We start from the raw sequence: 25,063 nt of genomic DNA, 5'->3' as shown, positions 1-25,063 counted from the left end.
TCCAAAATTACTACATCCTTGGCACTACATGCTTAGTCACTCTTTACATTCGCCAACCCGCTGCGGAGAGACACGCCACGAATTGACTAGCTCGATTGGTTTTAATGCTTCCGCCCCGAGCAGGACTTCCACACGATCCTGTGAAGGATGACCTTCCGATTCCCTAGGACACAGGCAAGCTAGGGTAGAAGGGCTCTATGCAGGTTATTAAGCTGCTAGTGCGTAGTTTTCGTCGTTTGCGACTATTTTTTTGCGGTTTATTAACGAGGCCTACCGCACCTCGGCATGCACCTTGGGTTTCGTGAATCTTGTCGAATCCAGAATCAGCCCCAAGTTGTTAATTGCGATTGTACGCAAAAATGCTGTCATAGCAAGGCGTTGATACCCATTCCCTCTGGCAGCCAGTCTGTTTGCCGATTTATTGTACGCAGCTGAGCTTGAAGAGCCAGCTGCGCTGGGGGAAGGTGAACTGGCGTCCAGATCCTGCCAGTAGCGGGTTAGCCGCGATGCTTGTTCTTCATGATGCGGGCTTTTTCCCGATCCCATTCGCGGGCCTTGGTATCTTCGCGCTTGTCGTGCTCTTTCTTGCCCTTCACCAGGCCGATCTCGACCTTGACCCAGCACTGTTTCCAGTAGAGGGCGAGGGGAACTATGGTGTAGCCCTGACGGGCAATCAGGCTTTCGAGCTTGTCGAGTTCACGACGGCTCAGCAGCAGTTTGCGGGTGCGGGTCGGGTCACATACCACATGGCTGGAGGCCGCTTGCAGTGGCAGGAAGCTGGAGCCGAACAGATAGGCCTCGCCATCGCGGAAGATGACATAGGCTTCGCTGATGTTGGCCTTGCCCGCCCGCAGGGATTTTACTTCCCACCCTTGCAGGGACAGACCCGCTTCGATCTTCTCTTCGATGAAGTATTCGTGGCGCGCGGTTCTGTTGAGTGCAATGGTGCTGGACCCGGCTTTGTTTTTACTGTTTTTTTTGCTCATGACGGGCGATTTCCGGCAATGACTAGGAGGCTCGTATTATACGTAGACAGGGGCGGCTGTAAAACGCACAGCAGGTCAAGTGGTGGCTTTCTGAGCGGTTTGGCTGAGGTTTTGCCTCCACAACCCCAAACATGGTGATAAAATCGCGCCGATTGGATGAGGAAAAGCCATGCCCCGAATTACGCGCAGTGCCCTGGTGATGTTCAGTGCAGAACAGATGTTCAAGTTGGTTAACGATGTGGATGCCTATCCGCAGTTTTTGCCCGGCTGTGTCGGCAGCCGTGTCCACGAGGCTGGCGATGACTACATGATGGCGTCGGTCGATGTGGCCAAGGCGGGGATTGCCAAGACCTTTACTACCCGCAATCAGCTGGATGTGAACCGCCAAATCAGGATGGAGCTGGTGGATGGCCCGTTCCGCAAGCTGGCGGGCTGGTGGACCTTTACCCCGCTCGATGTGGATGCCTGCAAGGTGGAGTTTGATCTCGATTTCGAGTTTACCTCCAAGCTTATCGAGGTGGCCTTTGGTCAGGTGTTCCGCGATCTGGTGAGCTCCATGGTCTCCGCCTTCTCCAACCGGGCGAAGGAGGTATACGGTGTCTGACCAGCTCAACATCGAGGTTGTCTATGCCTTGCCGCAGCAGCAGACGGTGATTGCCCTGCGGGTGGCGCCCGAGACCTGCGTGCAGGCGGCCATCGAGCAGTCCGGCATCGTACAAAAACACCCCGAGATCGATCTGGCGGTCAACAAATTCGGCATCTACAGCCGACCGGTGAAAGGGAGCGAACCGCTGCACGACGGGGATCGTATCGAGATCTACCGCCCGCTCATCGCAGATCCCCGCGAGATGCGCAAAAAGCGGGCCGATAAGGCCAAAGAAGAGGGGAGAGCCGATAGCGTGACCGGTGGTCGCCCCGATGTGCATCGCAAGCACCGCGAGTAGCTCTCAAGTTTTTCTTGCAGAAAAAAGGCGCCGAGGCGCCTTTTTTGATCCCGTTAGCCGGTGAGCTGGCCGAGGGGATATCAAGAGAGGGCTGCTTCTGCCACACCCAGCCGGGCGCGTGCCCAGGCGGCCAGCAGCTCGACCCCGCTTTGCATAACCCGCTCATCGAAATCGAATTCGTTGTGATGGTGTGGTGCCGCCAGATCGGCCCCCAGAATGAGGTAAGCCGCTTCGCCCCCCTGCTTTTGCACCCGCTCCATCAGAAAACCGGCATCTTCGCTGGCGCCAAAGCGGCGAGTCTGGATGGTGGCGAGCCCCTGCTTGCGAGCCAGCGCCGCCAGCTCGGCCTGCAGTGCCGGGCTGTTGTCGAGCGCGATGGCCTCACCCTGCTTGATGATGCGGTAGGTGACGCCGTGGGCAAGGGCAGTGCCTTCGACGATGCGTTGCACCTGGCTGAACATGTAGTCGTTGAGGGCGCTGTCGGCGCCGCGGGTTTCACCGTGCAGTTCGGCATGGTCGGGGATGACGTTGCGCCCGCTGCCGGCGTGGAGCTGGCCGATGTTGATGCGGGTCATGCCGTCGCGGTGGCGCGGAATGCCAAGCATGGCGGTGGTAGCCATGCAGGCGGCAGCCAGCGCATTGCTGCCGGCATTGGGCTCGAGCCCGGCATGGGCGGCGGTGCCCATAAAGTGGACGTCGAACTTGGTTGAACAGAGGAACTCGGTGGGGTTGATCACCAGCTCGCCGCTGCCGGCGTGAATGCCGATATGGAGCGAAAGCAGGGCATCCACATCATCGAGGGCCCCACCTGCGGCTAGCGCCTTGCCACCGCGGCACCCCTCTTCAGCGGGTTGGAAGAAGAGCTTGATGCGCCCGCACAGCTCCTCTTTCATCGCCATCAGGCGGCTGGCCAGCCCCAGACCGATGGCGGTATGGCCATCGTGGGCGCAGGCGTGCATCCACCCCTTGTTGTGGGAAGCAAAGCCCTCCTGCTGCGGCAGGTGCTGCTCGGCGGCAGACTCCTCCACCTCCACGGCATCGATGTCGAAGCGAAAGGCCAGAGTCGGGCCGGGGCGGCCGGTATCCAGCTCTCCCATCAGCCCGGTCACGTCGCCAATGCGCTCCAGCCAGTCGGGATGGGCTCCCTGACGGCGGGCGCGGGCCTTCTCGGCGGCCACATCGACATCGCGCCCCATCATCAGATTGCTGGCCAGCAGCTTGTCGCCAAGCACGATGTGATAGCCGAGTTCATTCAGATGGTGGGCAATCAGGCTGGTGGTACGAAACTCTTTCCAGGCCGCTTCCGGCAGGCGGTGCAGGTCGCGGCGCCACTGGATCAGGTGCTCAAGGGTCATCCTGGCTTCCTTTGTGATTCGGTTTGCCGGCTATTGTGCACTGTTTTGCGGGCGAGGACACGGGGAAGGGCGCTGGTCGGGGGAGCTGGCCAAGCTGTTGCAGCCATGAAATAAAAAACGCCTCCACAAGGGAGGCGTTGTCAGAATGCCTTGATATCAGGCGGCGCGATGGTAAGCAGAGGCTTCAAACAGCTTCTTGTTGGCCACCAGATCGATGGGGTCAAAGTCATCGACGTTGATGGTACGCAGGCGACTCACTTCGGCGCGGCGCAGCAGCTCCGCTTCGCTCTGGCTCAGCACGCCAGCCGCGAGGCCGATGTCGGCCACCTTGTCCAGTGCCAGGAAGGGGCGCTTGACGCCGTCAGCCTTGCACACCTTGTCAAACAGCGGCTCGGCAGCCAGCACGTCATCGAGCGCCTGCTCCAACAGACCGAAGGGGTTACCCTCTTCGCGGGTCAGGTACTGGCCCTTGGCCAGGCGGCTGCGGGTTTCGCTCGGAGTTTGCAGCAGGCGGGCAACCTGGTTGTCCAGTTTGTCACTCGGACGCTTCATGTCGCGACCCAGCGGCAACACCACGGCGCGCAGGGCAAGGCCAATCCAGCGGTTCGGGAAGTTGCGCAGCAGCTCGTCGATCGCCTCTTGGGCCTTGAACAGGGCATCTTGCAGTGCCCAGTGCAGCAGCGGCAGGTCGGCCTGTTGGCGTCCCTCGTCCTGATAGCGCTTGAGGGCGCTGGAGGCCAGATAGAGCTGGCTCAGCACGTCGCCAAGGCGGGCAGAGACCCGCTCCTTGCGCTTGAGCTCACCACCCAGGGTGCCCATCGCCATGTCTGACAGGAAGGCCAGGTTGGCAGAGAGGCGGGAGAGCTTCTGGTAGTAACCTTTGGTCTGGTCGCCATAGGGTGCTGCGGCAAAACGGGCGCCGGTCACACCCAGCCAGAAGCTGCGTACCATGTTGCTGATGGCAAAACCGACGTGGCTGAATACCGCTTTGTCGAAGTCCTTGAGGGCTTGCTCCTGATCCGGGTGGCTGGCCGCCAGCATCTCCGGCAACACGTACGGATGGCAGCGGATGGCGCCCTGACCGTAGATGATCATGCTGCGAGTCAGGATGTTTGCCCCTTCCACCGTCACGGCGATGGGGGCACCCTGATAGCCACGAGCCAGATAGTTGTTGGGGCCCATGCAGATGGCCTTACCGCCGTGGATGTCCATGGCATCGATGATGCACTTCTGGGCGCGGTCGGTGAGGTGGTATTTGACGATGGCGGAGATGACCGAGGGCTTCTCGCCAAGGTCGATACCGGTCACGGTCAGGTTGGCTGCGGCGCCCATGATGTAGGCGTTGCCGCCGATGCGGGCCAGCGGCTCTTCAATCCCTTCCATCTTGCCGATTGGCAGCTTGAACTGACGACGGATGCGGCTGTAGGCGCCGCTCGCCAGGGCCAGCATCTTGACACCACCGGTACTGTTGGAGGGCAGGGTGATGCCACGACCGACCGACAGACACTCGACCAACATGCGCCAGCCCTGACCGGCCATGGCCGGGCCGCCGATGATGAAATCGAGCGGGACGAACACATCCTTGCCCTGGGTCGGACCGTTCTGGAACGGCACGTTGAGCGGGAAGTGGCGACGGCCGATGCCGACACCCTTGATGTGAGTAGGGATCAGCGCGCAGGTGATGCCGAGCTCTTCCTCATCACCCAGCAGGTGCTCGGGGTCACGCAGTTTGAAGGCGAGACCCAGGACGGTGGCGATAGGGGCAAGGGTGATGTAGCGCTTGTTCCAGGTGAGGCGCATGCCGAGCACTTCTTTTCCTTCCCACTCGCCCTTGCAGACGACACCGAAGTCGGGGATGGAGCCGGCGTCCGAACCTGCCTCCGGGCTGGTCAGGGCGAAGCAGGGGATCTCTTTACCTACCGCCAGACGGGGCAGGTAGTAATCTTTCTGCTCGTCAGTGCCATAGTGCTGCAGCAGTTCGCCCGGGCCCAGTGAGTTGGGCACGCCGACGGTGGAGGCGAGCACGGCGCTGGCACCGCACAGCTTTTGCAGGACACAGGACTGGGCGTAGGCCGAGAACTCCAGACCGCCATATTTCTTCTTGATGATCATGGCGAAGAACTTGTTGTCCTTCAGGTATTGCCACACCTCGGGGGAGAGATCCGCGCGCTCGTGGGTCACTTCCCAGTCGCTCACCATGCGGCACACTTCCTCGACCGGACCATCCATAAAGGCCTGCTCTTCGGCAGAGAGGGTGCTGACCGGGATGGCGTGCAGCTTTTTCCAGTTCGGGTTGCCCGCGAACAGATCGGCTTCCCACCAGGTGGTGCCCGCTTCGATAGCCTCTTTCTCGGTGCGGGACATCTCCGGCATGATCGATTTGTAGATCTTGAACAGCGGCTTGGTTATTTGATTGCGGCGAAATTCCACCAGATTGAACGGGATGGCGATCACCGCGAACATCGCCCATACCAGCAAGGGCACATGACCATAGATGGCGCCAAGCACCAGGGCGGCGCCGGTGACCAGGGTGGAGATGAACAGGGATGCCCGGCGATAGGCCATGGCTCCGATAACCAGGATCACCCCGAGCAGAGTGAGGGTCGTCGTCATTGCTTGCTCCTTGCGTGGTTAGGTTGCCAACGTGGCGTAACTGATCCAGAGGTCTGACCTGTTGGATATGGCCCCTGTTGTAATTCATACGCACAAAGTTATCAAGCTGTTTACATCTTCATTACCTTCTCTCTGTGATCCCCATAACGCTCACGCGCCGCCAGCGCTGTGGCTCGCAGGGGGGCGACTGTGCGATTCGCTTGTGCGAGAATAGCCGGGATCTACACGCACACTAAAAACAGTGGAAGAGACATCATGTACCAAGAATTGATCCGCAATGAACTGACCGAAGCTGCCAGCGTGCTGCAGGCCTTCCTGGCTGATGAGCAGAACCTGAAAAACATCGAAGCGGCCGCCAAACTGCTGGCCGGCTCTTTCAAGGAAGAGGGCAAGGTACTCTCCTGTGGCAACGGTGGCTCCCACTGTGACGCCATGCACTTCGCCGAAGAGCTGACCGGTCGTTACCGCGAGAACCGCCCGGGTTATGCCGGTATCGCCATCTCCGATCCGAGCCACCTCTCCTGCGTCTCCAACGACTTTGGCTATGACTATGTCTTCTCCCGCTACGTAGAAGCGGTTGGCCGCCGTGGCGACGTGCTGCTTGGTATCTCCACCAGCGGCAACTCCGGCAATATCCTGAAAGCCATCGAGGCTGCTCGCGCCAAGGGGATGAAAGTGATCGCTCTGACCGGCAAGGATGGCGGCAAGATGGCAGGTCTGGCGGATGTCGAGATCCGCGTGCCGCACTTTGGCTATGCCGACCGTATTCAGGAAGTGCACATCAAGGTGATCCACATCCTGATCCAGCTGGTCGAAAAAGAGATGGCCAAGTAATCAGGCCATCGTCACCAGACAAGGGCAACGCCGGTAACATGGTTCGCCATCGGTCGGTTGTTGCCAGTCACAGGGGAAGGGATTGCGCCTTCCCCTGCTGTCTGTCGAACCAGCGTGCTGGTCGAACATGACACAAGCCAAATCATGAAAGGAGTCTGCCGGATATGTGCGAACTGCTCGGCATGAGTGCCAATGTGCCGACCGATATCTGCTTCAGCTTTACCGGGTTGATGCTGCGCGGCGGCAAGACCGGGCCCCACAAGGATGGCTGGGGGATCACCTTCTACGAGGGGAAGGGCTTTCGCACCTTCAAGGATCCCGAGCCCAGCGCCCAATCTCCCATCGCCAGACTGGTACAGGCGCTGCCCATCAAGAGCTGCGCTGTGGTCAGCCACATTCGGCAGGCCAACCGTGGCTGCGTGTCACTGGAAAATACCCACCCCTTTACCCGTGAGCTGTGGGGCCGTTACTGGACCTTCGCCCACAACGGTCAGCTGACCGGCTACAAGAAGCTGCCAACCGGCCGCCACCGGCCGGTGGGGGATACCGACAGCGAGCACGCCTTCTGCTGGCTGCTCGACAGGCTAGAGCAAAAATATCCCAAGCGTCCGGCCAACTTTCCCGCCATGTTTCGCTATCTCGCCACCTTGTGTGACGAGCTGAGAACGTTCGGGGTGTTCAACATGCTGCTCTCGGACGGGGAGTATGTGATGAGCTACTGCAGCAACAACCTGCACTGGTTGACCCGCTGTGCGCCCTTTGGCGAGGCGAGCCTGCTGGATGAGGAGGTGGTGATCGACTTTCAAAGCGAGACCACCCCCAACGATGTGGTGACCCTGATCACCACCCGTCCGCTGACCGGCAATGAGAATTGGGTCAAAATGGCGCCCGGCGAATTCAATTTGTTTCGCATGGGGGAGCGGGTGGCGACCAACCAGGTCGCGCTTGAGCAAGATAAAAAAATACCAGGGTAGATACCTACCCTGGTTCTTCGCAGCAGCCATAAAAGGCAAAAGGGATGAGAGGTGTTGCTGAGCATCATCACTCTGACGGCATTGAGTGTTGATCAATTGTTAATTTTTTGGCAATCAAGTTGTTGTCTTGACGGGCGTTTTAGCATCGCTATTTCGATACTGATCACGTTTTTTGCCATTTTATTCCCTGAGTCATCCAATCGGGTGCTTCATCACAGCCTGGTCGTGAGCCACGACATCGAAAACTATCTATAGTATGGTCTGTTTGAATACCGTTTTGGAGGAGCCTCGCATGGAGTGGGTGGATCGCAAGGTGTTGCAGCAGCTGGCAGAGGATATCGGTCCGGATATGCTGCCTGTGGTCATCGCAGTCTTTATTGAAGAGGTGGGCGAGCAGCTGAGTCAGCTCAGGCCCCTCTATGAGCAGGGGGAGTGGGAGGCGCTGGCTCGGGTGGCGCATAGCATGAAATCATCCTGTGGCAGCTACGGCGCCATGCCGAGCTATCAGCAGGTGATGGCGCTAGAGATGGCCAGCAAGCAGGCCGATGTGGCCGAGGCAGAGCGCCAATTGCAACTGCTGGAGGCCTCCTTGCCCCAAGTGCTCGCGTTTCTTGCCGATTATCAGTAACGGCGCCATGCAGGGATGCCGGGGCGCCGTGACCGTTGCCTAACGCTGGTTGAGCAGTTGCTGGATGATCCGGTCCAGCGCCAGTTTCAGCTTCAACCGATCGTGCCGATGGGGCAGCTCAAGCTCGCCCAGCTCGGCTTCGATCACTCGCCCTTGCCAGTCCCCCGCATCACCCGCGCCTTGTGGGGCCAGGATGGCATCCAGCCGACCCTGACCGACCCGGGACTCCAGCCAGCGACACTGACTCATCAGATCCAGCTGGCTGGCAGGGCCGTTTTCCGCCACCAGATTGCAGATGAAAACCAGCATGGCGCTGCTCTCGTTGATGGCCTGGGCGATCTCGGCCAGCAGCAGTGGCGGCATGATGGAGGTGAGAAAACTGCCCGGCCCCAGAATGATCATGTCCGCCTGCTGCAGTGCCAGCACCGCTTCCCGGGTCGCTTGCACCTCCGGCATCAGGCCGAGGGAGAGGGGGGGGGTTGCCAGTTGATCGATGGATACCTCTCCCAGGATCTGGGTGCCACACTCCATATGGGCGCAGAGATCGGTGGGAAATTCAGACATGGGTAGCAATTGTGACTCGATTTTGAGCATGTCACTGATCAGCTTGATAGCATCAAGAGGACGGACACAGAGATTATCGAGCGCCAGCAGCATCAGGTTGCCAAGGTTGTGGCCCGCCAGCTCGCCTTTGCCGGCGAAGCGGTACTCGAACAACAGGCTGCCGATGCTGGGATCGGTGACCAGCTGGTTCAGGCAGTTGCGCAGATCGCCCCAGGCGATGCACTCCTGACTCTTGCGCAGGCGTCCGGTCGAGCCGCCATCATCTGTGGTGGTGACGATGCCGGTGAGCCGTTGACCGAGAAACGAGAGGGACGAAAGCACTCGCCCCATGCCGTGGCCACCACCGATGGCAACGACCCGATCGAAGTCATTGATGTTTTTTTGCCACATATGGGCGTCCTGTCATTGGTCTCAGTTGACCGCTATGTTAGCAAGCGAAGCGAGATAATTGTTTGATAAAGGTATGATTTTTGCTTGAGGCTGCCATTCGATAAAACAAGGAGATGGTGTTGAAATTTCTGACCGTTCACTCCCTCGCCCAGAATTCATCGCTGGCGGCCCAAGATATCTGCGCGCAACTGCGCCACCATGCCGATCAGGCCCCCTCCCTGCTGTTACTCTATTTTACCCAAGCCCATGACGGGGCGATACTGCGCGAAGCGCTCAAATGCCAGTTCCCGACGACCCGCCTGCTTGGGTGCAGCTCTTGCGGTGGTGTCATGACCGAGATGGGACACCACGCCCGAGACGGATATGGGCTGGCGGTGGCGGCTCTGTATGACGAGAAAGGGGCCTTCGGGGTAGCCGGTGCCAGCGGTGACGGGGTGGATGTGCGGCAGTTGCTGCGCCGAGCCATGAGCGACTGTGGTCGGCCGGGCGAGCTGCCCCAGTTGATCCTGTTTCATGCCAGTCCCGGCAAGGAAGAGGGGTTGCTGGCCGGTATCGAGGCCGAACTCGGTGCCTCGGTGCCGGTGGTCGGTGGATCCGCGGCTGATAACAGTGTCAGCGGTGACTGGCAGCTCTGCTGGGATGAGGCGGTGGCTCAGGATGGCATCGGTCTGGCGGTGCTCTATCCCTATTGTCAGCTGGCCTTTCAGTTTCACTCGGGCTATGTGCCTGCCGAATTCAGCGGCGAGATCACCGCCTGCAACGGGCGGGAGGTACTCACCATCGATCATCAGCCTGCCGCCGAGGTCTATGCCCGCTGGTGCGGGCGCGAGCAGCCCTGGCCGGTAGGGGCGATTTTGCGGGAGACCACGCTCACCCCGCTGGCTCGTCAGGTGGGAGCGCTGGATGGCATTCCTTACTACAAACTCTCCCATCCTGAAGCTGTGACCGAACAGGGCGGGCTGCGGCTCTTTACCGATGTGGTGCAAGGGGAGCGTCTGCTGTTGATGTACAGCAGTCAGGAAGGGTTGTTGCAGCGCAGCCTCAATGCCATGCGCGTCGAGCCAGGGTATGGGGTCGATGTGGAATTGCAACCTATCGGCGCTCTCATCATCTTTTGTGCTGGTTGCCGTTTGGCGCTAGGTGATATGTTGTGCCAATTTGTCGAGCAGAGCCAGGCTCGCCTCGGCAACATCCCCTTTATCACCCCCTTTACTTTCGGCGAGCAGGGGCGGCTGCCCAATGGCGAGCTGGCCCACGGCAACCTGATGGTATCGAGCGTGATTTTCCTGACCCGTTGAGTCGGCAGAACATAACAGAGCAGGCAACAAGATGATTGGCAACAGTGAACTGGAAGCCCTCGGCGACAAATTGCAGACCACGCTGGTCGACCTTATGCGTTGCCGCGAGCGCGAGGCCAAGTATCGTCACGAGTCCCAGACCCTGCTGGGGGGGGTTGCCACCCTCGCCGATGCCAAGACGCTGGAGCAGGTGCTGGAGAGCCTTATCCAGGTGCTCAAACCCTTTATCGGCTTTGAGCACGCGGATGTGGTGGCCTGGGAAGGGGAGCAGGGAAGTACCCACCTCAGTACCGAGCCGATGCGCGCTGCCCGCAGTTGGCGCATGACCCCAGCATTTGCCCGCGCCATCTCGGGTGAAACCCTGGTGATTTACGATCCCGCCCAGCTGCCCGAGCTGGCGCCGCTGGCGAGCGAGCCGGGCTGGGCCAGCGTGATGCTGACCGGGCTGCAGGCCCCCGGTTTTACCGCCACCCTCATCTGCCGCCACGCTCGGGCGGGCACCTTCGATCTCACCAGCAAGGCCGCCATGGAGCGTTGCCGTCCGCTCATCGCCCAGGCGCTGGTCAACATCACCTATCGGGCCCGCTTGCAGGAGCAGGTTGCGGTAAAAACCGAAGCGTTGCAGGCCAGCGAACGCCGTTTTCGCAGCTTCGCCGCCATGGCTTCGGACTGGTTCTGGGAGACAGATGCCGAGCATCGCCTTAGTTACGCCTCAGAGCCGGGTTATCTGGATGAGATGACCCCGCAGGCGACCCGGCCGACCCTCTATGACTACGTCTGCAACAAGCAGAGCTGCGATGCCCAGAAATACCTGCAGCTTTTGGAGCTGCGCCAGCCGGTGCGAGGGGTGCGGATGCAGGTTGCGCTGCAACACGGCCCCTGCTGGATGGAGGTGAGCGCCGAGCCCTGCTTTGACCATGATGGCCAGTTTATCGGTTATCGTGGCACTGCCCGGGATATCAGCAACCAGATCCGCCGGGAAGAGGAGCTGGCGCGGGCACGGGATGAGGCTGAAGCGGCCAACCGTGCCAAGTCCCAGTTTCTGGCCATGATGACCCACGAGATCCGTTCGCCCATGAATGCGGTGTTGGGGATGCTCGATCTGGTGCAGCATGCCGAGCTGGCGCCGGAGCAACAGAGCCTGCTGCGCCATGCCACCCACTCGGCCAGATTGCTGCAAACCATCATCGACGACGTGCTCGATTTTTCGAAAATCGAGTCGCAAACCCTGGTGTTTCACTGCGAGACCCTGCAACCCGTCCAGCTTTGCCAATCTCTGGTCGAGCCGCTGCAAGCTCGCGCGACCGCCAAGGGGATCGCGCTGGTTTATCGGGTCGATGAGTCGGTTCCTCGGGAGTTGCAGGGGGATCCGATGCGTTTGTCACAGGTGATGGGCAATCTGCTGGACAACGCTCTCAAATTTACCGAGCAGGGGCAGGTGACACTGCACCTGGGTTGGCAGGATGAGAAGCTGCTGATCTCAGTCTCCGACACCGGGATCGGGATCGCTGATGCGGATCAGGCGCTGCTGTTTGAACCCTTCTCCCAGGTCGACAACTCGGCCACCCGGCGTTTTTCCGGTACAGGTCTCGGTCTTGCCATCAGCAAGCGTCTGGTGACGCTTATGGGAGGTGAGATCCACCTGAAGAGCGAGCCGGGCAAGGGAAGCTGTTTCTGGTTCGAACTGCCCGGCATGGCGCTACCCTGCCATAGCCAGCCGCAGCGGGAGGAGGGGGCTTCGGCACTGCTGCCACTGGATGTGCTGGTGGTGGAGGACAGCCCGGTGAATCAGTTGGTGGTGTCGCTGATGCTGCAAAAACTGGTGGGCAAGGTACGGCTGGCAGCCAATGGTCTGGAGGCGCTGGCACAGGTGGATGAGCAGCTCCCAGATCTGATCCTGATGGATATGCGGATGCCCCTGATGGACGGACTGGAAGCGACCCGGCGCTTGCGTGAGTTGGGATGCACCATGCCAATCGTTGCCCTGACGGCCAATGCGATGGCGGAGGATAAGGCGTGCTGTCTGGCGCAGGGAATGGATGACTTTCTCGCCAAACCGATCACCTTGTCACGGCTGAGAGAGTGTTTGCAGCGTCACTTTGGTCAGCGGTTGCCGACGCGCGGATAAAAAAAATGGTCAACTTTGTGGGTTGACCAGTTCTTCAGCAAATACTGAAGAGAGCACGGGATAAATCGGGTTGTACAAATCTATATGAAAAATCTGTGCCAACTTTTTTAGACTCTTTTGTGTTCAATTTTGGCCGTTTAGCGCAGCGGCTCTCTCTTGTTATGGCGTTTTGCGTTCCTACTTACTCGCAAAATGCGAATTTCACATTTTCATTGTTGGAATAATTGCATTTTGCAACGCTGTTTTTGTCATTGTGAAATCAAGCGATGCAGAAATTTACGGGCCGCTTCGCTGTTTTGTTTGGCAATCAGCATCTGCTTTTCGTAAATCGGCATCGGCAATATCTCGAGCCAGCGTTGGCAGAGCCAGGCGGCATCTTCAAAGCGCTTGTCCGGATAGAGCTCATCAAGCTCCGGATACTGCTCGAACACTTCCCGCAGGCGATTGACCAGCAGCTTGTCGTTGAAATCTGAGTGGGTGCTCGGCCAGTTGGGCAGCATCTCCACCTTGGCCCGGCGCAGGCCCATCTCGTCTGTTTCCATCTCGTGGATACAGAAGCGCTCCAGTCCCAGCACCGTCACACCCAGCAGGCCATCATTGAGGGTGTAGAAGTCTGTCACCTTGACCCGGGTGCCCACCGGCAGAATGCGGCCGGATTGTCCCGAGGTGGTCGACTCTTCCATCACGATGCCAAAGCCCTGATCGTTGATGAATGACTCCTTGAGCATCTGCAGGTGGCGTGGCTCGAACAGACGCAGAGGAAGCTTGCCGCCCGGCAGTATGTGGGAAGGCAAGGGGAACAGTGCCAAAGGTTGTAGTTTCATGTTCCATCCTCCATTGAGTAGTTGCTGAATATGACAATGCAGCGACTGTGCCAGAGAATGAAAAAAGCCACCGGAGGGTGGCTTTTCGGGAGGTTGAGGGCGCTTAGTTGCGCTGCTCCAGATACATGACAGCCGCTTCCACGCGGCTTTGCGCCTCGAGTTTCTTCAGCAGGCTCTTCACGTGAACCTTGACCGTTCCCTCGGAGATATGGAGTACCGAGGCGACCTGTTTGTTGGAGAGGCCTTTTGCAATTTCGCGCAGGATTTGCATTTCGCGACGCGTTAAGCTTTCCAGCTTCTGCTGCAGGTGATCCAGCTCGTAGATGTTTTCGAGATAGGGGCGCAGCGGTTCGCTCAGGATCTGCTTGCCGGTCATCACGTCGGCCAGCTGGGCCAGCAGCAGGTCAGGCTCGGTATCCTTGAGCAGGTAGCCGTCGGCACCGGCCTTGAGCAAAGCCACCACATCCTGACGGGCATCGGAGACGGTGAGGATCACCACCCGGGAGGTGATCTCTTCGGCCCGCAGCGCCTTGAGGGTATCGAGGCCGGAGAGCCCCTTCATGTTGAGGTCGAGCAGGATCAGGTCCGGCTCGGACTCTTTGGCCAGCGCCACGGCATCTGTGCCGTTGGAGGCTTCACCGGTCACCTCCATGTTCTCTTCCAGAGCCAGCAACTGCACAATCCCTTTGCGCATGAGGGGATGGTCATCTACGACCAGAACTGTGTATTTCATCTCGTCCATCAGGCGTCTCTCGCTAGACTGGTGGGAAAGGTCAGATGCACGCAGGTGCCTTGTGGTTGCTGCTCATTGATGGTCAGCAGACCGTGCAGTTTGCTGGCGCGCTCGTTCATGATGCTCAACCCGTAATGGTTGATCGCCGAGCTGGCGAGTCCGATCCCGACACCGTCATCTGAAATCTGAACCTCAATGTTACCACTGGCGAGGGTCTCACAGCTAACATCAATCACTTGCGCGTTGGCATGTTTGATGGCATTGAGCACTGCCTCACGGATCAGCTGCAAAATGTGGATATGCTGGCCCGCCTCCAGGTCGTTGTCGGCCAGTCCGTAATGGAACCGGATTTCGGCCTGGGTCTGAGGTTGCAGTTGATCAAGCATGACGCGGATCGCTTCCCCCAGATTGGCATCGCCAATGGTGAGACGGAAGGTGCCGAGCAGTTCGCGCAACTGGGTATAGGCATTGCTAAGCCCCTCGTCGATCTGCTGCATCGCCTCCTGCGCCTTGTCATGCTGCCCCTTGGCGTAAGAGCGCTTGAGCAGGATGGACTGGATCTTGAGATAGGAGAGGGCCTGCGCCAGCGAGTCGTGCAGCTCGCGGGCGATCACCGCCCGCTCCTCCATCAGCAGCAGTCGCTGCTGCTGCAGCAGGGTCTGGTCTTTGTGCAGCACTTGGGCCAGCAGCATGGTGAAGTTCTTGATCAACCGCTCATCGATGGGGTGCTGGCTGATGATGTCGAGGCGGCCGAACTCCTGCTCATCCATCTGCAGATAGAAGCTGGCGACCGCATCGAGATCGCCGGGCCAGCCGGTGCGCCCCGAGATGTAGACCGGCATGGCGTTGTGCTCGAAGCGGGTCAGCCGGATATGGTCGATATGCTGGTGGGCGGCGGCGCGGTCCAGCAGTTTGATGAGGGTACGGGTGCTGAGCGGGGCGGCGTGCAGCTTCTGGGCGGTCGAGTAGAGAAACGAGAGGGTGTCGTTGGCCTGTTGCAGCTTGGCGGTTTTCTCTTCCACCTTGTTTTCCAGCTCCCGATAGAGCTTACCCAGCTCGTCGGCCATGGTGACGAAGGCGCGCGACAGCTCCCCCAGCTCATTTTCGCCGTGGGCGGGCAGCTGAAGATCGAAATCTTGCCGCTGGATCTGGCGGGCACAGTAGACCAGCTGGTTGAGGGGGGCGACCACCTGCTGGCGGGTGAAGCGCACCGTGAACCAGGCGATGGTGATGATGGCCAGCAGGCCGAGCCCCTCCGCCAGTGCCAGCATCCGCACCTTGAATTCCACGTGGTACTGCATCTGATTGACGAAATTGTCGATGGCTGCCACAAACTGCTCGGTGTTATCGGTGTACCGTCTGGGGGTGCGATCCTCGATGTGCTGGCGCATTACCTGCCACTGGCCGAGCACCTCGCCATAGGTGCGACGCAGGGAGGCAGGCGTGATCCAGCGCTGGGTCTCCTGCAGCTCTTCGGCGTGCAGGGTCTCTTCAAACTGGGAGAGGCGCCCCAGCACGCTGTCGCCCCGCTCGATTTCGTAGGCCATCCGGTAGGCCTGCATCCGCAGCGAACCGGAGAGGTTGATCGCCTTGGCATCGGGTACCGAGTAGAAGAGGGTGACCATGGCGACCAGCGCGATCAGGCTGGCCATGAAGAGGATCAACACCATGGCACGCCCGATTGCACTGCTGACCGAATGGACCCTGAACCGTTTTCCCATACTGATGCGCACCTCTGAATAGTGATAAGGACCCCGCAAGATGCGTGGGAGTGTACTCCAACTTGTGTTAGCATCGAAAAACTAGATGAACTCCGAGCGGTTTTGCCTAAGTCCTAGCGATAGGGGGAAACCAGCCGTCAGCCGACGTTCGAGCTGTAAGGGTCAGGAAAGAAATGCCCTGGCCTCCCGTATTTGGAAAGGTGTTTATGTTGCCACTTGAAGATGGTTTTTCCCGTCGTTTTTACTATTTGCGTCTGTCAGTGACCGATGTGTGCAATTTCCGTTGCACCTATTGCCTGCCTGATGGTTATCGCCCCCCGGAAGGTCACAAAGCGGGGCGTCAACCCTTTCTCTCGATTGACGAGATCCGCCGCGTGGTCAGCGGTTTTGCCGCCATGGGCACCCGCAAGGTGCGCATCACGGGGGGCGAGCCCTCCCTGCGCCGCGATTTCACCGAGATCGTCAAGGTGATTGCCACCACCCCGGGTATCGAGAAGGTCGCCATGACCACCAACGGCTATCGCCTCAAGGAGCGGGCCCAGGAGTGGTTTGATGCCGGACTCAACGCGCTGAATGTCAGTGTCGACAGTCTCGACCCGCGCCAGTTTCACCAGATCACCGGCGAGAACAAGCTGGCCGAAGTGATGGAGGGGATCGAAGCAGCACTGGCCGCCGGTTTCAAATCTGTGAAGATCAATGCGGTGCTGCTCAAGGGGCTCAACGACTACCAGCTTGATGCCTTTCTGGGCTGGATCAGGCACAAGCCCATCGAGCTGCGCTTTATCGAGCTGATGCAGACCGGCGAGATGGATACCCTGTTTCGTGACCACCATGTCAGCGGCGAACAGATCAAACAGCGCTTGCTGGAGAGCGGCTGGGTGCAGCAGTTGCGGGGCACGGATGACGGTCCGGCGCAGGTCTTTATGCACCCCGCTTCGCAAGGTGGGGTGGGGCTTATCATGCCCTACAGCAAGGATTTCTGTGCCGGTTGCAACAGGCTGCGGGTCTCCTCGCTGGGGAAGCTGCATCTGTGCCTGTTTGGCGACAACGGCATCGACTTGCGGGATCTGCTCGGCGCAGATGGGCAATCTGATGAGCTGCAACAGCGCATTCGCGCGGCACTGGCGGGCAAGAGTGCTACCCATCGTCTCCATGAGGGCAATGCCGGCATCACCCCTCATCTCGCCTCGATCGGCGGATAACCGCAAAAAATCGCCAACGATTAAATAGCAATCCTCACATGGAGGTATTTTAACCGATACCTCCATTTTTATTGCGCTGCAAGGCTTTGATCTGGCGCAAGAATCCCCCCTGTTTATCTCCCTGGTGGTATATCCCTTACCTTGTCAGGGCCGCAATATACACCCACTCTTATAATTGGTATCAAGAATGCCAATCATGGACTCGCACTGTCCCCATCTTCACCAGAACAGGAGTCAATATGCCGGATGAGATCGATCTTGCCCGCCGCGGCTTGTTCCGGGGGCGGCTGAGAACCGCCGAACCGCCGGTGCAGTTGCCCTGGTCAGTCAACTGGTCGGCATTTGTTGCCGACTGCACCCGCTGCGGGGACTGTCTGGCCGCCTGTCCGGAGCAGATCCTGGTGAATGGCGAGGGCGGTTTTCCGGTGGTCGATTTCCAGCGTGGCGAATGCACCTTCTGCACCGAGTGCGTCACTGTCTGCAAGGCGCCGCTGTTTCGCCCGACCAGCGAGTCCCCCTGGCACTATAAGGCCCATATCGAGGCCAACTGTCTGGCCAATGGTCAGGTGTTCTGCCAGCGCTGTCAGGACAGCTGCGAACCCAATGCCATTCGCTTTATTCCGGTGCTGGGGCGCGTGCCCACCCCGACGGTCGAGCCGGATCGCTGTAATGGCTGCGGCGCCTGTGTGCAGGATTGTCCGGTTGGCAGCATCAAGGTCGACGGGCGAGCCGTCCCATCCGGTGGTGCGAGCCAGCCTACCCTCAAGCAGGAGTCAGAATGAGTCAGAAGCCGTGTGACACAGAAGCCACAATGGATCAGGAGTTCCATGTATCGAGTCTGGTGGTGCTGACCCAGCCCCCCTTGCGCCATCAGCTCGCCGAGCAGATTGGTGCCCTTGAAGGGGCCGAAATCCACGCCGTCAGTGACGAGGGCAAGCTGGTCGTGACCCTGGAAGGTCCGAGCCAGCGGCCGATCATGGCGGCCATTGATGCGATACAGGCGATGCCGGGTGTGCTCTCTGCCGCCCTGATTTACCACCAGTTCGATGAACTGGGCGGTCACTGAAAAGAGTGATGGGATGCCTGGCGTGCCCTCTGCCGCTGATGGTTGGCTCCCGTTCGACAGATTCGACAACTATTACGCGATAAGCAATGTGAGGATATGCCATGAAGCTGAGTCGACGCGACTTTATGAAGGCCAACGCGGTGGCAGCTGCCGCTGCCGTGGCCGGTGTCAGTGCCCCCACGCTGGCAGCCAATCTCATCACCAGTACCGACAAGACTGCCATCCATTGGGATAAGGCTCCCTGCCGCTTCTGCGGTACCGGCTGCTCCGTGCTGGTGGGCTCTCAGGATGGTCGGGTCGTGGCGACTCAGGGCGACCCCGATGCGCCGGTCAACCGTGGCCTCAACTGCATCAAGGGTTACTTCCTCTCCAAAATCATGTATGGCCAGGATCGCCTGACCCAGCCGATGCTGCGGATGAAGAACGGCCAGTTCGACAAGGATGGCGACTTCGCCCCCATCAGCTGGGATCAGGCGTTCGACATCATGGCCGAGAAGTTCAAGGCGACCCTGAAAGAGAAGGGGCCGACCGCTGTCGGCATGTTCGGCTCCGGCCAATGGACCGTCTGGGAAGGTTACGCCGCCGCCAAGCTGATGAAGGCCGGTTTCCGCTCCAACAACATTGACCCCAATGCCCGTCACTGCATGGCCTCTGCGGTCGTCGGCTTCATGCGTACCTTCGGCATGGACGAGCCGATGGGCTGCTACGACGATATCGAGCAGGCCGATGCGTTCGTGCTGTGGGGTTCCAACATGGCCGAGATGCACCCCATCCTCTGGTCGCGGATGTCTGATCGTCGTCTCTCCAACCCGGATGTGCAGGTGCACGTGCTCTCGACCTTCGAGCACCGCAGCTTCGAGCTGGCGGACAACGGCATGGTGTTCACTCCGCAGACCGACTTGGCGATCCTCAACTATGTCGCCAACTACATCATTCAGAACGACAAGGTGAACTGGGACTTCGTCAACAAGCACACCGTGTTCAAGAAAGGTGCCACCGACATCGGTTACGGTCTGCGTCCGACCAACCCGCTGCAGCAGAAAGCGAAGAACCCGGACAGTGGCGATGCCACTCCGATGACCTTCGAAGAGTTTGCCAAGTTCGTGGCCGACTACGATGTGGAGTCTGTCTCCAAGCTCTCCGGCGTCTCCAAAGAGAAGCTGGAAAAACTGGCCAAGCTCTATGCCGATCCGAGCAAGAAGGTGGTCTCTTACTGGACCATGGGTTTCAACCAGCATACTCGCGGTGTCTGGGCCAACAACCTCTGCTACAACATCCACCTGCTCACCGGCAAGATCTCCGAGCCGGGTAATGGTCCTTTCTCACTGACCGGCCAGCCCTCTGCCTGTGGCACCGCGCGTGAAGTGGGTACCTTTGCCCACCGTCTGCCTGCCGACATGGTGGTGACCGAGCCCAAGCACCGCGCCATTGCCGAGAAGATCTGGAAACTGCCGGAAGGGACCATTCCCGACAAGGTGGGTTTCCACGCCGTGCTGCAGGATCGCATGCTCAAAGATGGCAAGCTCAACGCCTACTGGGTGATGTGCAACAACAACATGCAGGCCGGCCCCAACATGAATACCGATCGCCTGCCTGGCTATCGCGACCCGCGCAACTTCATCGTGGTCTCCGATCCGTACCCGACCGTCACTGCCCAGGCTGCGGACCTCATCCTGCCGACCGCCATGTGGGTGGAGAAAGAGGGGGCCTACGGCAACGCCGAGCGCCGCACCCAGTTCTGGCACCAGCAGGTGAAAGCGCCGGAAGGGGCCAAGTCCGACTTGTGGCAGCTGATGGAGTTCTCCAAGCGCTTCAAGGTCGAGGAAGTGTGGCCAGCTGAGCTGATTGCCAAAATGCCGGAAGTGAAGGGCAAAACCCTGTTCGACGTGCTCTATGCCAACGGTCAGGTCAACCAGTTCCCGAAAGAGCAGAGCAAGGGGCTGCTGAACGACGAAGCCGAACACTTCGGGTTCTACGTCCAGAAGGGGTTGTTCGAGGAGTACGCCACCTTCGGTCGTGGCCACGGTCACGATCTGGCACCGTTCGATCAGTATCACGAAGCGCGCGGTCTGCGCTGGCCGGTGGTAGATGGCAAAGAGACCCTGTGGCGCTATCGCGAAGGGTTTGACCCCTATGTGAAAGCGGGCGAGGGGGTACGTTTTTATGGCAAGCCCGATGGCAAGGCGGTCATCTTCGCCCTGCCGTTCGAGCCCGCCGCCGAGTCGCCGGATAAAGAGTACGACCTGTGGCTCTCCACCGGCCGCGTGCTGGAGCACTGGCACACCGGCACCATGACCCGTCGGGTGCCCGAGCTCTATCGCGCCTTCCCGGATGCGGTGCTGTTCATGCACCCGGACGATGCCAAGGCTCGCGGCGTGCGTCGTGGTGAAGAGGTGATCGTCTCCTCCCGCCGTGGCGAGGTGAAGACCCGTGTCGAGACCCGTGGTCGCAACCGTCCGCCGAAAGGACTGGTCTTCATGCCCTTCTTTGATGCGAGCCAGCTGGTCAACAAGCTGACCCTGGACGCCACAGATCCGCTCTCGAAAGAGACCGATTACAAGAAGTGCGCCGTCAAGGTGATGAAGGCTTAAGGCGGGGGAGTGCGAGATGAGCCGTAGTCGTCGCCAGTTTCTGGCCGACATGGCCAAGGGGGCCTGCGGTGTGGGCCTGCTTGCCGTGGGGCTCGGCGGCATGGCACGCCAGCAGGCACAAGCTGTGCCTGCCCAGGCGCTGCGTCCGCCTGCCGCCCTCGATGAAGCAGAGTTTCTCGGCGCCTGCGTGCGTTGCGGGCTCTGCGTCGAGGCCTGCCCCTACGACACCCTCCAGCTCGCCCGGCTGTTTGACCCTGTGACCACTGGTACCCCCTATTTCAAGGCGCGTACCGTGCCCTGCGAGATGTGTGATGACATCCCTTGTGTGGTGGCCTGCCCGAGCGGGGCGCTGGATCAGCAGATGACCGACATCGATCAGGCGCGGATGGGGGTAGCAGTGCTCATCGATCACGAGACCTGTCTCAACTATCTGGGTCTGCGCTGCGATGTCTGTTATCGGGTCTGCCCGCTGATTGACAAGGCGATCACCCTGGATCTGCAGCACAACCAGCGCACCGGCAAGCACGCCATGTTCTTGCCCACGGTGCACAGCGATATCTGCACCGGCTGTGGCAAGTGCGAGCATGCCTGCGTGCTGGAGGAAGCGGCCATCAAGGTGGTGCCACGCCAGCTCGCCAAAGGTGAGCTGGGTCATCACTACCGGCTTGGCTGGGAAGAGAAGGCCAAGGCGGGGAACAAGTCGCTCATCGGCGACAGGCTCACCCTGCCCACCCGCAAACCGGAGGGGTTATGAGTCGTTATCCGGGGGAAGAGGCTCGCATCAAGCTGGGGTGGTGGCGTTCCCACCGCTTCCTGTTGCTGCGTCGGCTGAGTCAGTTGAGCGTGCTCGCGCTGTTTTTGCTGGGGCCGCTGGCGGGCATCTGGATCCTCAAGGGCAACCTTTCCAGCTCGCTGTTGCTGGAAACAGTGCCGCTGACCGATCCCCTCACGCTGTTGCAGTCGCTGGCGGCGAGCCACTGGCCCATCACCACCCTCTGGCTCGGTGCTGCCATTGTGCTGGCCGGTTACTGGCTGGTCGGGGGGCGGGTGTTCTGCTCCTGGGTCTGTCCGGTCAACCTCATCACGGATGCCGCAGCCTGGCTCCGGGGGCGCCTTGGCCTCAAGGGCAATGGCCAGTTCAGCCGTGCGACCCGCTACTGGCTGCTGGTCATGGTGCTGGTGGTGCCTGCGGTGGTCGGGGTGATGGCGTGGGAGTTGGTCAATCCGGTGTCGCTCGCCATGCGTGGTCTGCTGTTTGGCATGGGGGCGGGCTGGGCCCTGCTGGCGGCGCTGTTCCTGTTCGATCTCTTCGTGGTTGAGCGGGGCTGGTGCGGTCATCTCTGTCCGGTGGGGGCCTTCTATGCCCTGGTCAACCGGGTCGGATTTATCAAGATTTCTGCCAAGGGGCGCGAGCGGTGCAACAACTGCATGGATTGTTATGCGGTCTGCCCGGAGCGTCCCATCCTGCGCGGGCCTGTTCACGGTGCCAAGCGCGGTCACGGGCCCTTGATTGCGGCTCAGGAGTGTACCAACTGTGGCCGCTGCATCGATGTCTGCGCGGAACAAGTTTTTGAAATCACTGTAGGTTTTGCCGTCAAGGCAGAAAAAACGTCGGAGAACAAATAATGAAAAAGCTGATTGGAGCAATGCTGGCCTGCCTGATGGCGGGATCCTTGATGGCTGCAGCCCCCGAGATCACCAACAGTACCGGTGGCCTCAAGTCCGAGCGTGGCGCCACCGATCTGGTGACCGATGCCACCGCAGCGCCCCTGAAAAACTTCCGCAAGGATGGCGCGCCCTACGATCGCCAGTACATGCATCAGCCGCCGCTGATCCCTCACGACATTCGCAACTACGAGGTGGATACCAAGGTCAACAAATGCCTGGCTTGCCACAGCTTCAAGAATGCCAGTGCCATGAAGGCTCCCAAGATCAGTCCGACTCACTTCGAGACCCGCGACGGCCTGACCCTGGGTGAAGTGTCGCCGCGCCGCTACTTCTGCCTGCAGTGTCATGTGCCGCAAGCGGATGCCAAGCCGCTGGTGGAAAATACCTTTAAACCGGTTGAAGCGCTGAACTGAGGAATCCATAGATGAAATTACCCGGCTTTATCCAGCGTCTGTGGACCACCTTCAAGTCACCGTCGAAGGCGGCTCTTTGGGTCATCCTGCTGATGGGCTTCTTTGGTGGCGTGATTTTCTGGGGTGGCTTCAACACCGCCATGGAAGCGTCCAACACCGAGGCCTTCTGCACCAGCTGTCACGAGATGAAGGACAACGTGTACGAGGAGTACCGCGACACCATTCACTACGCCAACCGCTCCGGCGTGCGGGCCAGCTGCCCGGATTGCCACGTGCCCCATGAGTGGACCTACAAGATCATCCGCAAGGTGCAGGCTTCCAAGGAGCTGTGGGGCATGATCACCGGCAAGGTGGATACCCGCGAGAAGTTCGAGTCGCACCGGCGCGAGATGGCGGAGCGGGAGTGGCAGCGGATGAAAGAGACCGATTCGCGTGAGTGCCGCAACTGCCACAATTTCGAGTACATGGACTTCTCCCTGCAGGGGCAGCGTGCCGCCAAGATGCACTCGGCCAACCTCGGCAAGGAGGGGCAGGCCACCTGTATCGACTGTCACAAGGGGATTGCTCACCAGCTGCCCGACATGACCGGGGTGAAAGGATTCTGATCCTGCGACGACAGGCCGGGTTTGCCCGGCCTGCGTTTTGTTCATATATGGGACAAGCATCAGATTTGTGTGTCTTTTAAATCCCATATCTCGTGAAACCTTTGATAGAATCAGCCCGCCGTCACACGCTTGAGCAAGTTGGTCACCCCTGTCTGCGTCCGTTTTTGCGCCCTGACAGCTGGCCTCTCATACCCCTTCTCTTCCTGCCTCGTTGACGGCCCATAGCCACAAGGAGCTGCCCGATGGGACAGAAACACAACGCATTTATCCCTCTCAAGATCGCCGTGCTGACGGTCTCCGACAGCCGCACTGCCGCCGATGACAGCTCGGGCGACTATCTGGTCTCGGCCCTTACCGACGCGGGCCATCAGCTGGCCGATCGGGCGCTCTGCCCGGACAACCTGTTTCGCATCCGGGCGCGGGTGAGCGAGTGGATCGCAGATGAGGGGGTGCAGGTGGTACTGATTAACGGCGGTACCGGCTTCAATGAACAGAACCGGGTACCAGAAGCGGTCGGTGTGCTGTTCGAGCGCACCGTACAGGGTTTTGGCGAGATGTTCCGTCAACTCTCTTTTGCCGAGATTAAAGGCTCCGCCATGCAGAGCCGTGCGCTGGCGGGACTCGCCAATCGCACCCTGATCTGCTGTCTGCCGGGCTCCACCGGCGCCTGCCAGCTGGGTTGGGAGCAACTGATCCGCGATCAGCTCGATGCCCGCACCAAGCCGTGCAACTTTGTCTCCCACCTCTGAGAGCAAACGATGAACCAGACCGATCCCAAGCAGACCCAGCCCAACCTGACGCATCTGAACCAGAGCGGCGAAGCCCATATGGTTGATGTGACCGACAAGCAGGTGACCGAGCGCGAAGCCCGCGCCGAAGCGTTTGTTGCCATGGCCCCCGAGACCTTGGCGCTGATCCTGAGCGGCCAGCACCACAAGGGTGACGTGTTCGCCACCGCCCGCATCGCAGGCATCATGGCCGCCAAGAAGACCGCCGATCTCATTCCCCTCTGCCATCCGCTGGCCTTGACCAAAGTTGAGGTGGAGATAGTGCCGCTGCCAGAGCAGCACAAGGTGCATATCCGCACTCTCTGCAAGCTCTCCGGCAAGACCGGGGTGGAGATGGAGGCGCTGACCGCCGCGTCGGTAGCGGCGTTGACCATCTACGACATGTGCAAGGCGGTGCAAAAGGACATGGTGATCGAACAGGTGCGGCTGGTAGAGAAAAAGGGCGGCAAGTCCGGCCATTTTCAGCTGGGGTCAACGAGCGGGGAACAAGCATGATCAAGGTACTGTTTTTTGCGCAAGTAAGAGAGCTGGTGGCCTGCGATGAGCTGAGCCTGCCGTGCGACTACGCCACTGCCGAACAACTGCGCTCGGCGCTCTGTGAACGCGGCGACAAGTGGGCGCTGGCGCTGGAAGTTGGCAAGCTGCTGGTGGCGGTCAACCAGACCCTGGTGCCCCTCGATACTCCCATCAACGATGGCGATGAAGTGGCCTTTTTCCCGCCGGTGACTGGAGGTTAAG

At 59.9% G+C, this 25,063-nt stretch carries 25 protein-coding genes, 1 other RNA gene and 1 riboswitch; of the genes, 18 read left to right on the top strand and 8 right to left on the bottom strand.

Annotated features, from left to right (window positions below; translation table 11 throughout):
* Both ssrA and smpB read right to left on the bottom strand, forming a co-directional pair.
* Positions 1-331: a transfer-messenger RNA gene (gene ssrA / locus A9G06_RS12180) on the bottom strand; the annotation flags it as partial.
* A gap of 166 nt (positions 332-497) precedes the next feature.
* Complete coding sequence (gene smpB, locus A9G06_RS12175; RefSeq protein WP_005334498.1) at positions 498-986, bottom strand: SsrA-binding protein SmpB; 489 nt, start codon at positions 984-986, stop codon at positions 498-500.
* Between the two features lie 169 nt (positions 987-1,155).
* Between smpB and A9G06_RS12170 the strand changes: the two genes are divergently transcribed.
* Positions 1,156-1,590, top strand: coding sequence for an SRPBCC family protein (locus A9G06_RS12170; protein WP_005334496.1), 435 nt, complete (start codon positions 1,156-1,158; stop codon positions 1,588-1,590).
* Complete coding sequence (locus tag A9G06_RS12165) at positions 1,583-1,930, top strand: RnfH family protein (RefSeq protein ID WP_069555412.1); 348 nt, start codon at positions 1,583-1,585, stop codon at positions 1,928-1,930. The genes A9G06_RS12170 and A9G06_RS12165 overlap by 8 nt, the downstream gene beginning before the upstream one ends.
* Positions 1,931-2,010: 80 nt before the next feature.
* Here A9G06_RS12165 and A9G06_RS12160 read toward each other — a convergent pair whose 3' ends face one another.
* On the bottom strand, positions 2,011-3,285 hold the full coding sequence (locus A9G06_RS12160) for an amidohydrolase (RefSeq protein ID WP_069555411.1): 1,275 nt from the start codon (positions 3,283-3,285) through the stop codon (positions 2,011-2,013).
* A gap of 156 nt (positions 3,286-3,441) precedes the next feature.
* Entirely contained in the window at positions 3,442-5,898 is a 2,457-nt protein-coding gene (fadE, locus tag A9G06_RS12155) for an acyl-CoA dehydrogenase FadE (protein ID WP_069555410.1), read from the bottom strand.
* Positions 5,899-6,153: 255 nt separating this feature from the next.
* Between fadE and lpcA the strand changes: the two genes are divergently transcribed.
* The 3 genes from lpcA (at position 6,154) to A9G06_RS12140 (ending at position 8,334) form a co-directional block, all read left to right on the top strand.
* Positions 6,154-6,732, top strand: a complete 579-nt coding sequence (gene lpcA, locus A9G06_RS12150) for a D-sedoheptulose 7-phosphate isomerase (RefSeq protein ID WP_069555409.1) — start codon at positions 6,154-6,156, stop codon at positions 6,730-6,732.
* 164 nt (positions 6,733-6,896) lie between these two features.
* Complete coding sequence (locus tag A9G06_RS12145) at positions 6,897-7,706, top strand: class II glutamine amidotransferase (protein WP_021230834.1); 810 nt, start codon at positions 6,897-6,899, stop codon at positions 7,704-7,706.
* A gap of 292 nt (positions 7,707-7,998) precedes the next feature.
* A complete protein-coding gene (locus A9G06_RS12140) occupies positions 7,999-8,334 on the top strand; it encodes an Hpt domain-containing protein (RefSeq protein WP_005353511.1) in 336 nt (111 codons plus the stop codon).
* Positions 8,335-8,373: 39 nt separating this feature from the next.
* Here the strand turns inward: A9G06_RS12140 and yvcK are convergent, their stop codons facing one another.
* Positions 8,374-9,288 (bottom strand): uridine diphosphate-N-acetylglucosamine-binding protein YvcK, encoded by a 915-nt coding sequence (gene yvcK, locus A9G06_RS12135; RefSeq protein WP_069555408.1) that lies wholly within the window; start codon positions 9,286-9,288, stop codon positions 8,374-8,376.
* A gap of 113 nt (positions 9,289-9,401) precedes the next feature.
* Between yvcK and A9G06_RS12130 the strand changes: the two genes are divergently transcribed.
* On the top strand, positions 9,402-10,586 hold the full coding sequence (locus tag A9G06_RS12130) for an FIST N-terminal domain-containing protein (protein ID WP_069555407.1): 1,185 nt from the start codon (positions 9,402-9,404) through the stop codon (positions 10,584-10,586).
* A 31-nt stretch (positions 10,587-10,617) separates the two neighbouring features.
* Complete coding sequence (locus A9G06_RS12125) at positions 10,618-12,714, top strand: PAS domain-containing hybrid sensor histidine kinase/response regulator (RefSeq protein WP_069555406.1); 2,097 nt, start codon at positions 10,618-10,620, stop codon at positions 12,712-12,714.
* A gap of 248 nt (positions 12,715-12,962) precedes the next feature.
* On the opposite strand, the gene A9G06_RS12120 is transcribed toward A9G06_RS12125, so the two are convergent.
* The 3 genes from A9G06_RS12120 to narQ form a co-directional block, all read right to left on the bottom strand.
* A complete protein-coding gene (locus A9G06_RS12120; RefSeq protein WP_005334473.1) occupies positions 12,963-13,538 on the bottom strand; it encodes an LON peptidase substrate-binding domain-containing protein in 576 nt (191 codons plus the stop codon).
* 103 nt (positions 13,539-13,641) lie between these two features.
* Positions 13,642-14,280 carry a two-component system response regulator NarL gene (gene narL, locus A9G06_RS12115; RefSeq protein ID WP_005334471.1) on the bottom strand — a complete coding sequence of 213 codons (639 nt, stop codon included), beginning with the start codon at positions 14,278-14,280 and terminating at the stop codon, positions 13,642-13,644.
* Positions 14,280-15,992, bottom strand: coding sequence for a nitrate/nitrite two-component system sensor histidine kinase NarQ (narQ, locus tag A9G06_RS12110; RefSeq protein ID WP_069555405.1), 1,713 nt, complete (start codon positions 15,990-15,992; stop codon positions 14,280-14,282). Before narQ ends, narL begins: the two co-directional genes overlap by 1 nt.
* A gap of 78 nt (positions 15,993-16,070) precedes the next feature.
* A riboswitch (molybdenum cofactor riboswitch) is annotated at positions 16,071-16,211 on the top strand.
* Between narQ and moaA the strand changes: the two genes are divergently transcribed.
* From moaA to moaD, 11 genes are all read left to right on the top strand, one after another.
* Positions 16,199-17,194, top strand: a complete 996-nt coding sequence (gene moaA, locus A9G06_RS12105) for a GTP 3',8-cyclase MoaA (protein ID WP_069555404.1) — start codon at positions 16,199-16,201, stop codon at positions 17,192-17,194. (Overlaps the previous riboswitch by 13 nt.)
* A 239-nt stretch (positions 17,195-17,433) precedes the next feature.
* Positions 17,434-17,976 carry a ferredoxin-type protein NapF gene (napF, locus tag A9G06_RS12100; RefSeq protein ID WP_069555403.1) on the top strand — a complete coding sequence of 181 codons (543 nt, stop codon included), beginning with the start codon at positions 17,434-17,436 and terminating at the stop codon, positions 17,974-17,976.
* 29 nt (positions 17,977-18,005) lie between these two features.
* Positions 18,006-18,260: a chaperone NapD gene (locus tag A9G06_RS12095; protein ID WP_031227438.1), complete on the top strand. Its 255-nt coding sequence runs from the start codon at positions 18,006-18,008 to the stop codon at positions 18,258-18,260.
* A 101-nt stretch (positions 18,261-18,361) separates the two neighbouring features.
* Complete coding sequence (gene napA, locus A9G06_RS12090) at positions 18,362-20,851, top strand: nitrate reductase catalytic subunit NapA (RefSeq protein ID WP_069555402.1); 2,490 nt, start codon at positions 18,362-18,364, stop codon at positions 20,849-20,851.
* A gap of 16 nt (positions 20,852-20,867) precedes the next feature.
* Positions 20,868-21,605: a ferredoxin-type protein NapG gene (napG, locus tag A9G06_RS12085; RefSeq protein ID WP_069555401.1), complete on the top strand. Its 738-nt coding sequence runs from the start codon at positions 20,868-20,870 to the stop codon at positions 21,603-21,605.
* Positions 21,602-22,477, top strand: coding sequence for a quinol dehydrogenase ferredoxin subunit NapH (napH, locus tag A9G06_RS12080; RefSeq protein ID WP_069555400.1), 876 nt, complete (start codon positions 21,602-21,604; stop codon positions 22,475-22,477). The genes napG and napH overlap by 4 nt, the downstream gene beginning before the upstream one ends.
* Complete coding sequence (locus tag A9G06_RS12075) at positions 22,477-22,932, top strand: nitrate reductase cytochrome c-type subunit (protein WP_005334452.1); 456 nt, start codon at positions 22,477-22,479, stop codon at positions 22,930-22,932. Before napH ends, A9G06_RS12075 begins: the two co-directional genes overlap by 1 nt.
* Positions 22,933-22,943: 11 nt before the next feature.
* Entirely contained in the window at positions 22,944-23,537 is a 594-nt protein-coding gene (locus tag A9G06_RS12070) for a cytochrome c3 family protein (protein ID WP_069555399.1), read from the top strand.
* A gap of 242 nt (positions 23,538-23,779) precedes the next feature.
* A complete protein-coding gene (gene moaB / locus A9G06_RS12065; RefSeq protein WP_005344126.1) occupies positions 23,780-24,286 on the top strand; it encodes a molybdenum cofactor biosynthesis protein B in 507 nt (168 codons plus the stop codon).
* Between the two features lie 9 nt (positions 24,287-24,295).
* Positions 24,296-24,820, top strand: coding sequence for a cyclic pyranopterin monophosphate synthase MoaC (moaC, locus tag A9G06_RS12060; RefSeq protein WP_069555398.1), 525 nt, complete (start codon positions 24,296-24,298; stop codon positions 24,818-24,820).
* Positions 24,817-25,062 carry a molybdopterin synthase sulfur carrier subunit gene (gene moaD / locus A9G06_RS12055; protein WP_069555397.1) on the top strand — a complete coding sequence of 82 codons (246 nt, stop codon included), beginning with the start codon at positions 24,817-24,819 and terminating at the stop codon, positions 25,060-25,062. The genes moaC and moaD overlap by 4 nt, the downstream gene beginning before the upstream one ends.
* The last annotated feature ends 1 nt before the right edge of the window (position 25,063 follow it).

Source organism: Aeromonas sp. DNP9 (genome assembly GCF_001728955.1).
Taxonomy (GTDB): domain Bacteria; phylum Pseudomonadota; class Gammaproteobacteria; order Enterobacterales; family Aeromonadaceae; genus Aeromonas; species Aeromonas veronii.
The sequence above is the reverse complement of the archived record's forward strand: the minus strand, read 5'-3'. Positions and strand labels throughout refer to the sequence as shown.

Bases quoted from the DNA above. Each gene is read 5' to 3' on its own strand.
- smpB (WP_005334498.1), bottom strand. From the start codon at position 986: ATGAGCAAAAAAAACAGTAAAAACAAAGCCGGGTCCAGCACCATTGCA.
- A9G06_RS12170 (WP_005334496.1), top strand. From the start codon at position 1,156: ATGCCCCGAATTACGCGCAGTGCCCTGGTGATGTTCAGTGCAGAACAG.
- A9G06_RS12160 (WP_069555411.1), bottom strand. From the start codon at position 3,285: ATGACCCTTGAGCACCTGATCCAGTGGCGCCGCGACCTGCACCGCCTG.
- fadE (WP_069555410.1), bottom strand. From the start codon at position 5,898: ATGACGACGACCCTCACTCTGCTCGGGGTGATCCTGGTTATCGGAGCC.
- lpcA (WP_069555409.1), top strand. From the start codon at position 6,154: ATGTACCAAGAATTGATCCGCAATGAACTGACCGAAGCTGCCAGCGTG.
- A9G06_RS12145 (WP_021230834.1), top strand. From the start codon at position 6,897: ATGTGCGAACTGCTCGGCATGAGTGCCAATGTGCCGACCGATATCTGC.
- A9G06_RS12140 (WP_005353511.1), top strand. From the start codon at position 7,999: ATGGAGTGGGTGGATCGCAAGGTGTTGCAGCAGCTGGCAGAGGATATC.
- yvcK (WP_069555408.1), bottom strand. From the start codon at position 9,288: ATGTGGCAAAAAAACATCAATGACTTCGATCGGGTCGTTGCCATCGGT.
- A9G06_RS12130 (WP_069555407.1), top strand. From the start codon at position 9,402: ATGGTGTTGAAATTTCTGACCGTTCACTCCCTCGCCCAGAATTCATCG.
- A9G06_RS12125 (WP_069555406.1), top strand. From the start codon at position 10,618: ATGATTGGCAACAGTGAACTGGAAGCCCTCGGCGACAAATTGCAGACC.
- A9G06_RS12120 (WP_005334473.1), bottom strand. From the start codon at position 13,538: ATGAAACTACAACCTTTGGCACTGTTCCCCTTGCCTTCCCACATACTG.
- narL (WP_005334471.1), bottom strand. From the start codon at position 14,280: ATGGACGAGATGAAATACACAGTTCTGGTCGTAGATGACCATCCCCTC.
- narQ (WP_069555405.1), bottom strand. From the start codon at position 15,992: ATGGGAAAACGGTTCAGGGTCCATTCGGTCAGCAGTGCAATCGGGCGT.
- moaA (WP_069555404.1), top strand. From the start codon at position 16,199: ATGTTGCCACTTGAAGATGGTTTTTCCCGTCGTTTTTACTATTTGCGT.
- napF (WP_069555403.1), top strand. From the start codon at position 17,434: ATGCCGGATGAGATCGATCTTGCCCGCCGCGGCTTGTTCCGGGGGCGG.
- A9G06_RS12095 (WP_031227438.1), top strand. From the start codon at position 18,006: ATGGATCAGGAGTTCCATGTATCGAGTCTGGTGGTGCTGACCCAGCCC.
- napA (WP_069555402.1), top strand. From the start codon at position 18,362: ATGAAGCTGAGTCGACGCGACTTTATGAAGGCCAACGCGGTGGCAGCT.
- napG (WP_069555401.1), top strand. From the start codon at position 20,868: ATGAGCCGTAGTCGTCGCCAGTTTCTGGCCGACATGGCCAAGGGGGCC.
- napH (WP_069555400.1), top strand. From the start codon at position 21,602: ATGAGTCGTTATCCGGGGGAAGAGGCTCGCATCAAGCTGGGGTGGTGG.
- A9G06_RS12075 (WP_005334452.1), top strand. From the start codon at position 22,477: ATGAAAAAGCTGATTGGAGCAATGCTGGCCTGCCTGATGGCGGGATCC.
- A9G06_RS12070 (WP_069555399.1), top strand. From the start codon at position 22,944: ATGAAATTACCCGGCTTTATCCAGCGTCTGTGGACCACCTTCAAGTCA.
- moaB (WP_005344126.1), top strand. From the start codon at position 23,780: ATGGGACAGAAACACAACGCATTTATCCCTCTCAAGATCGCCGTGCTG.
- moaC (WP_069555398.1), top strand. From the start codon at position 24,296: ATGAACCAGACCGATCCCAAGCAGACCCAGCCCAACCTGACGCATCTG.
- moaD (WP_069555397.1), top strand. From the start codon at position 24,817: ATGATCAAGGTACTGTTTTTTGCGCAAGTAAGAGAGCTGGTGGCCTGC.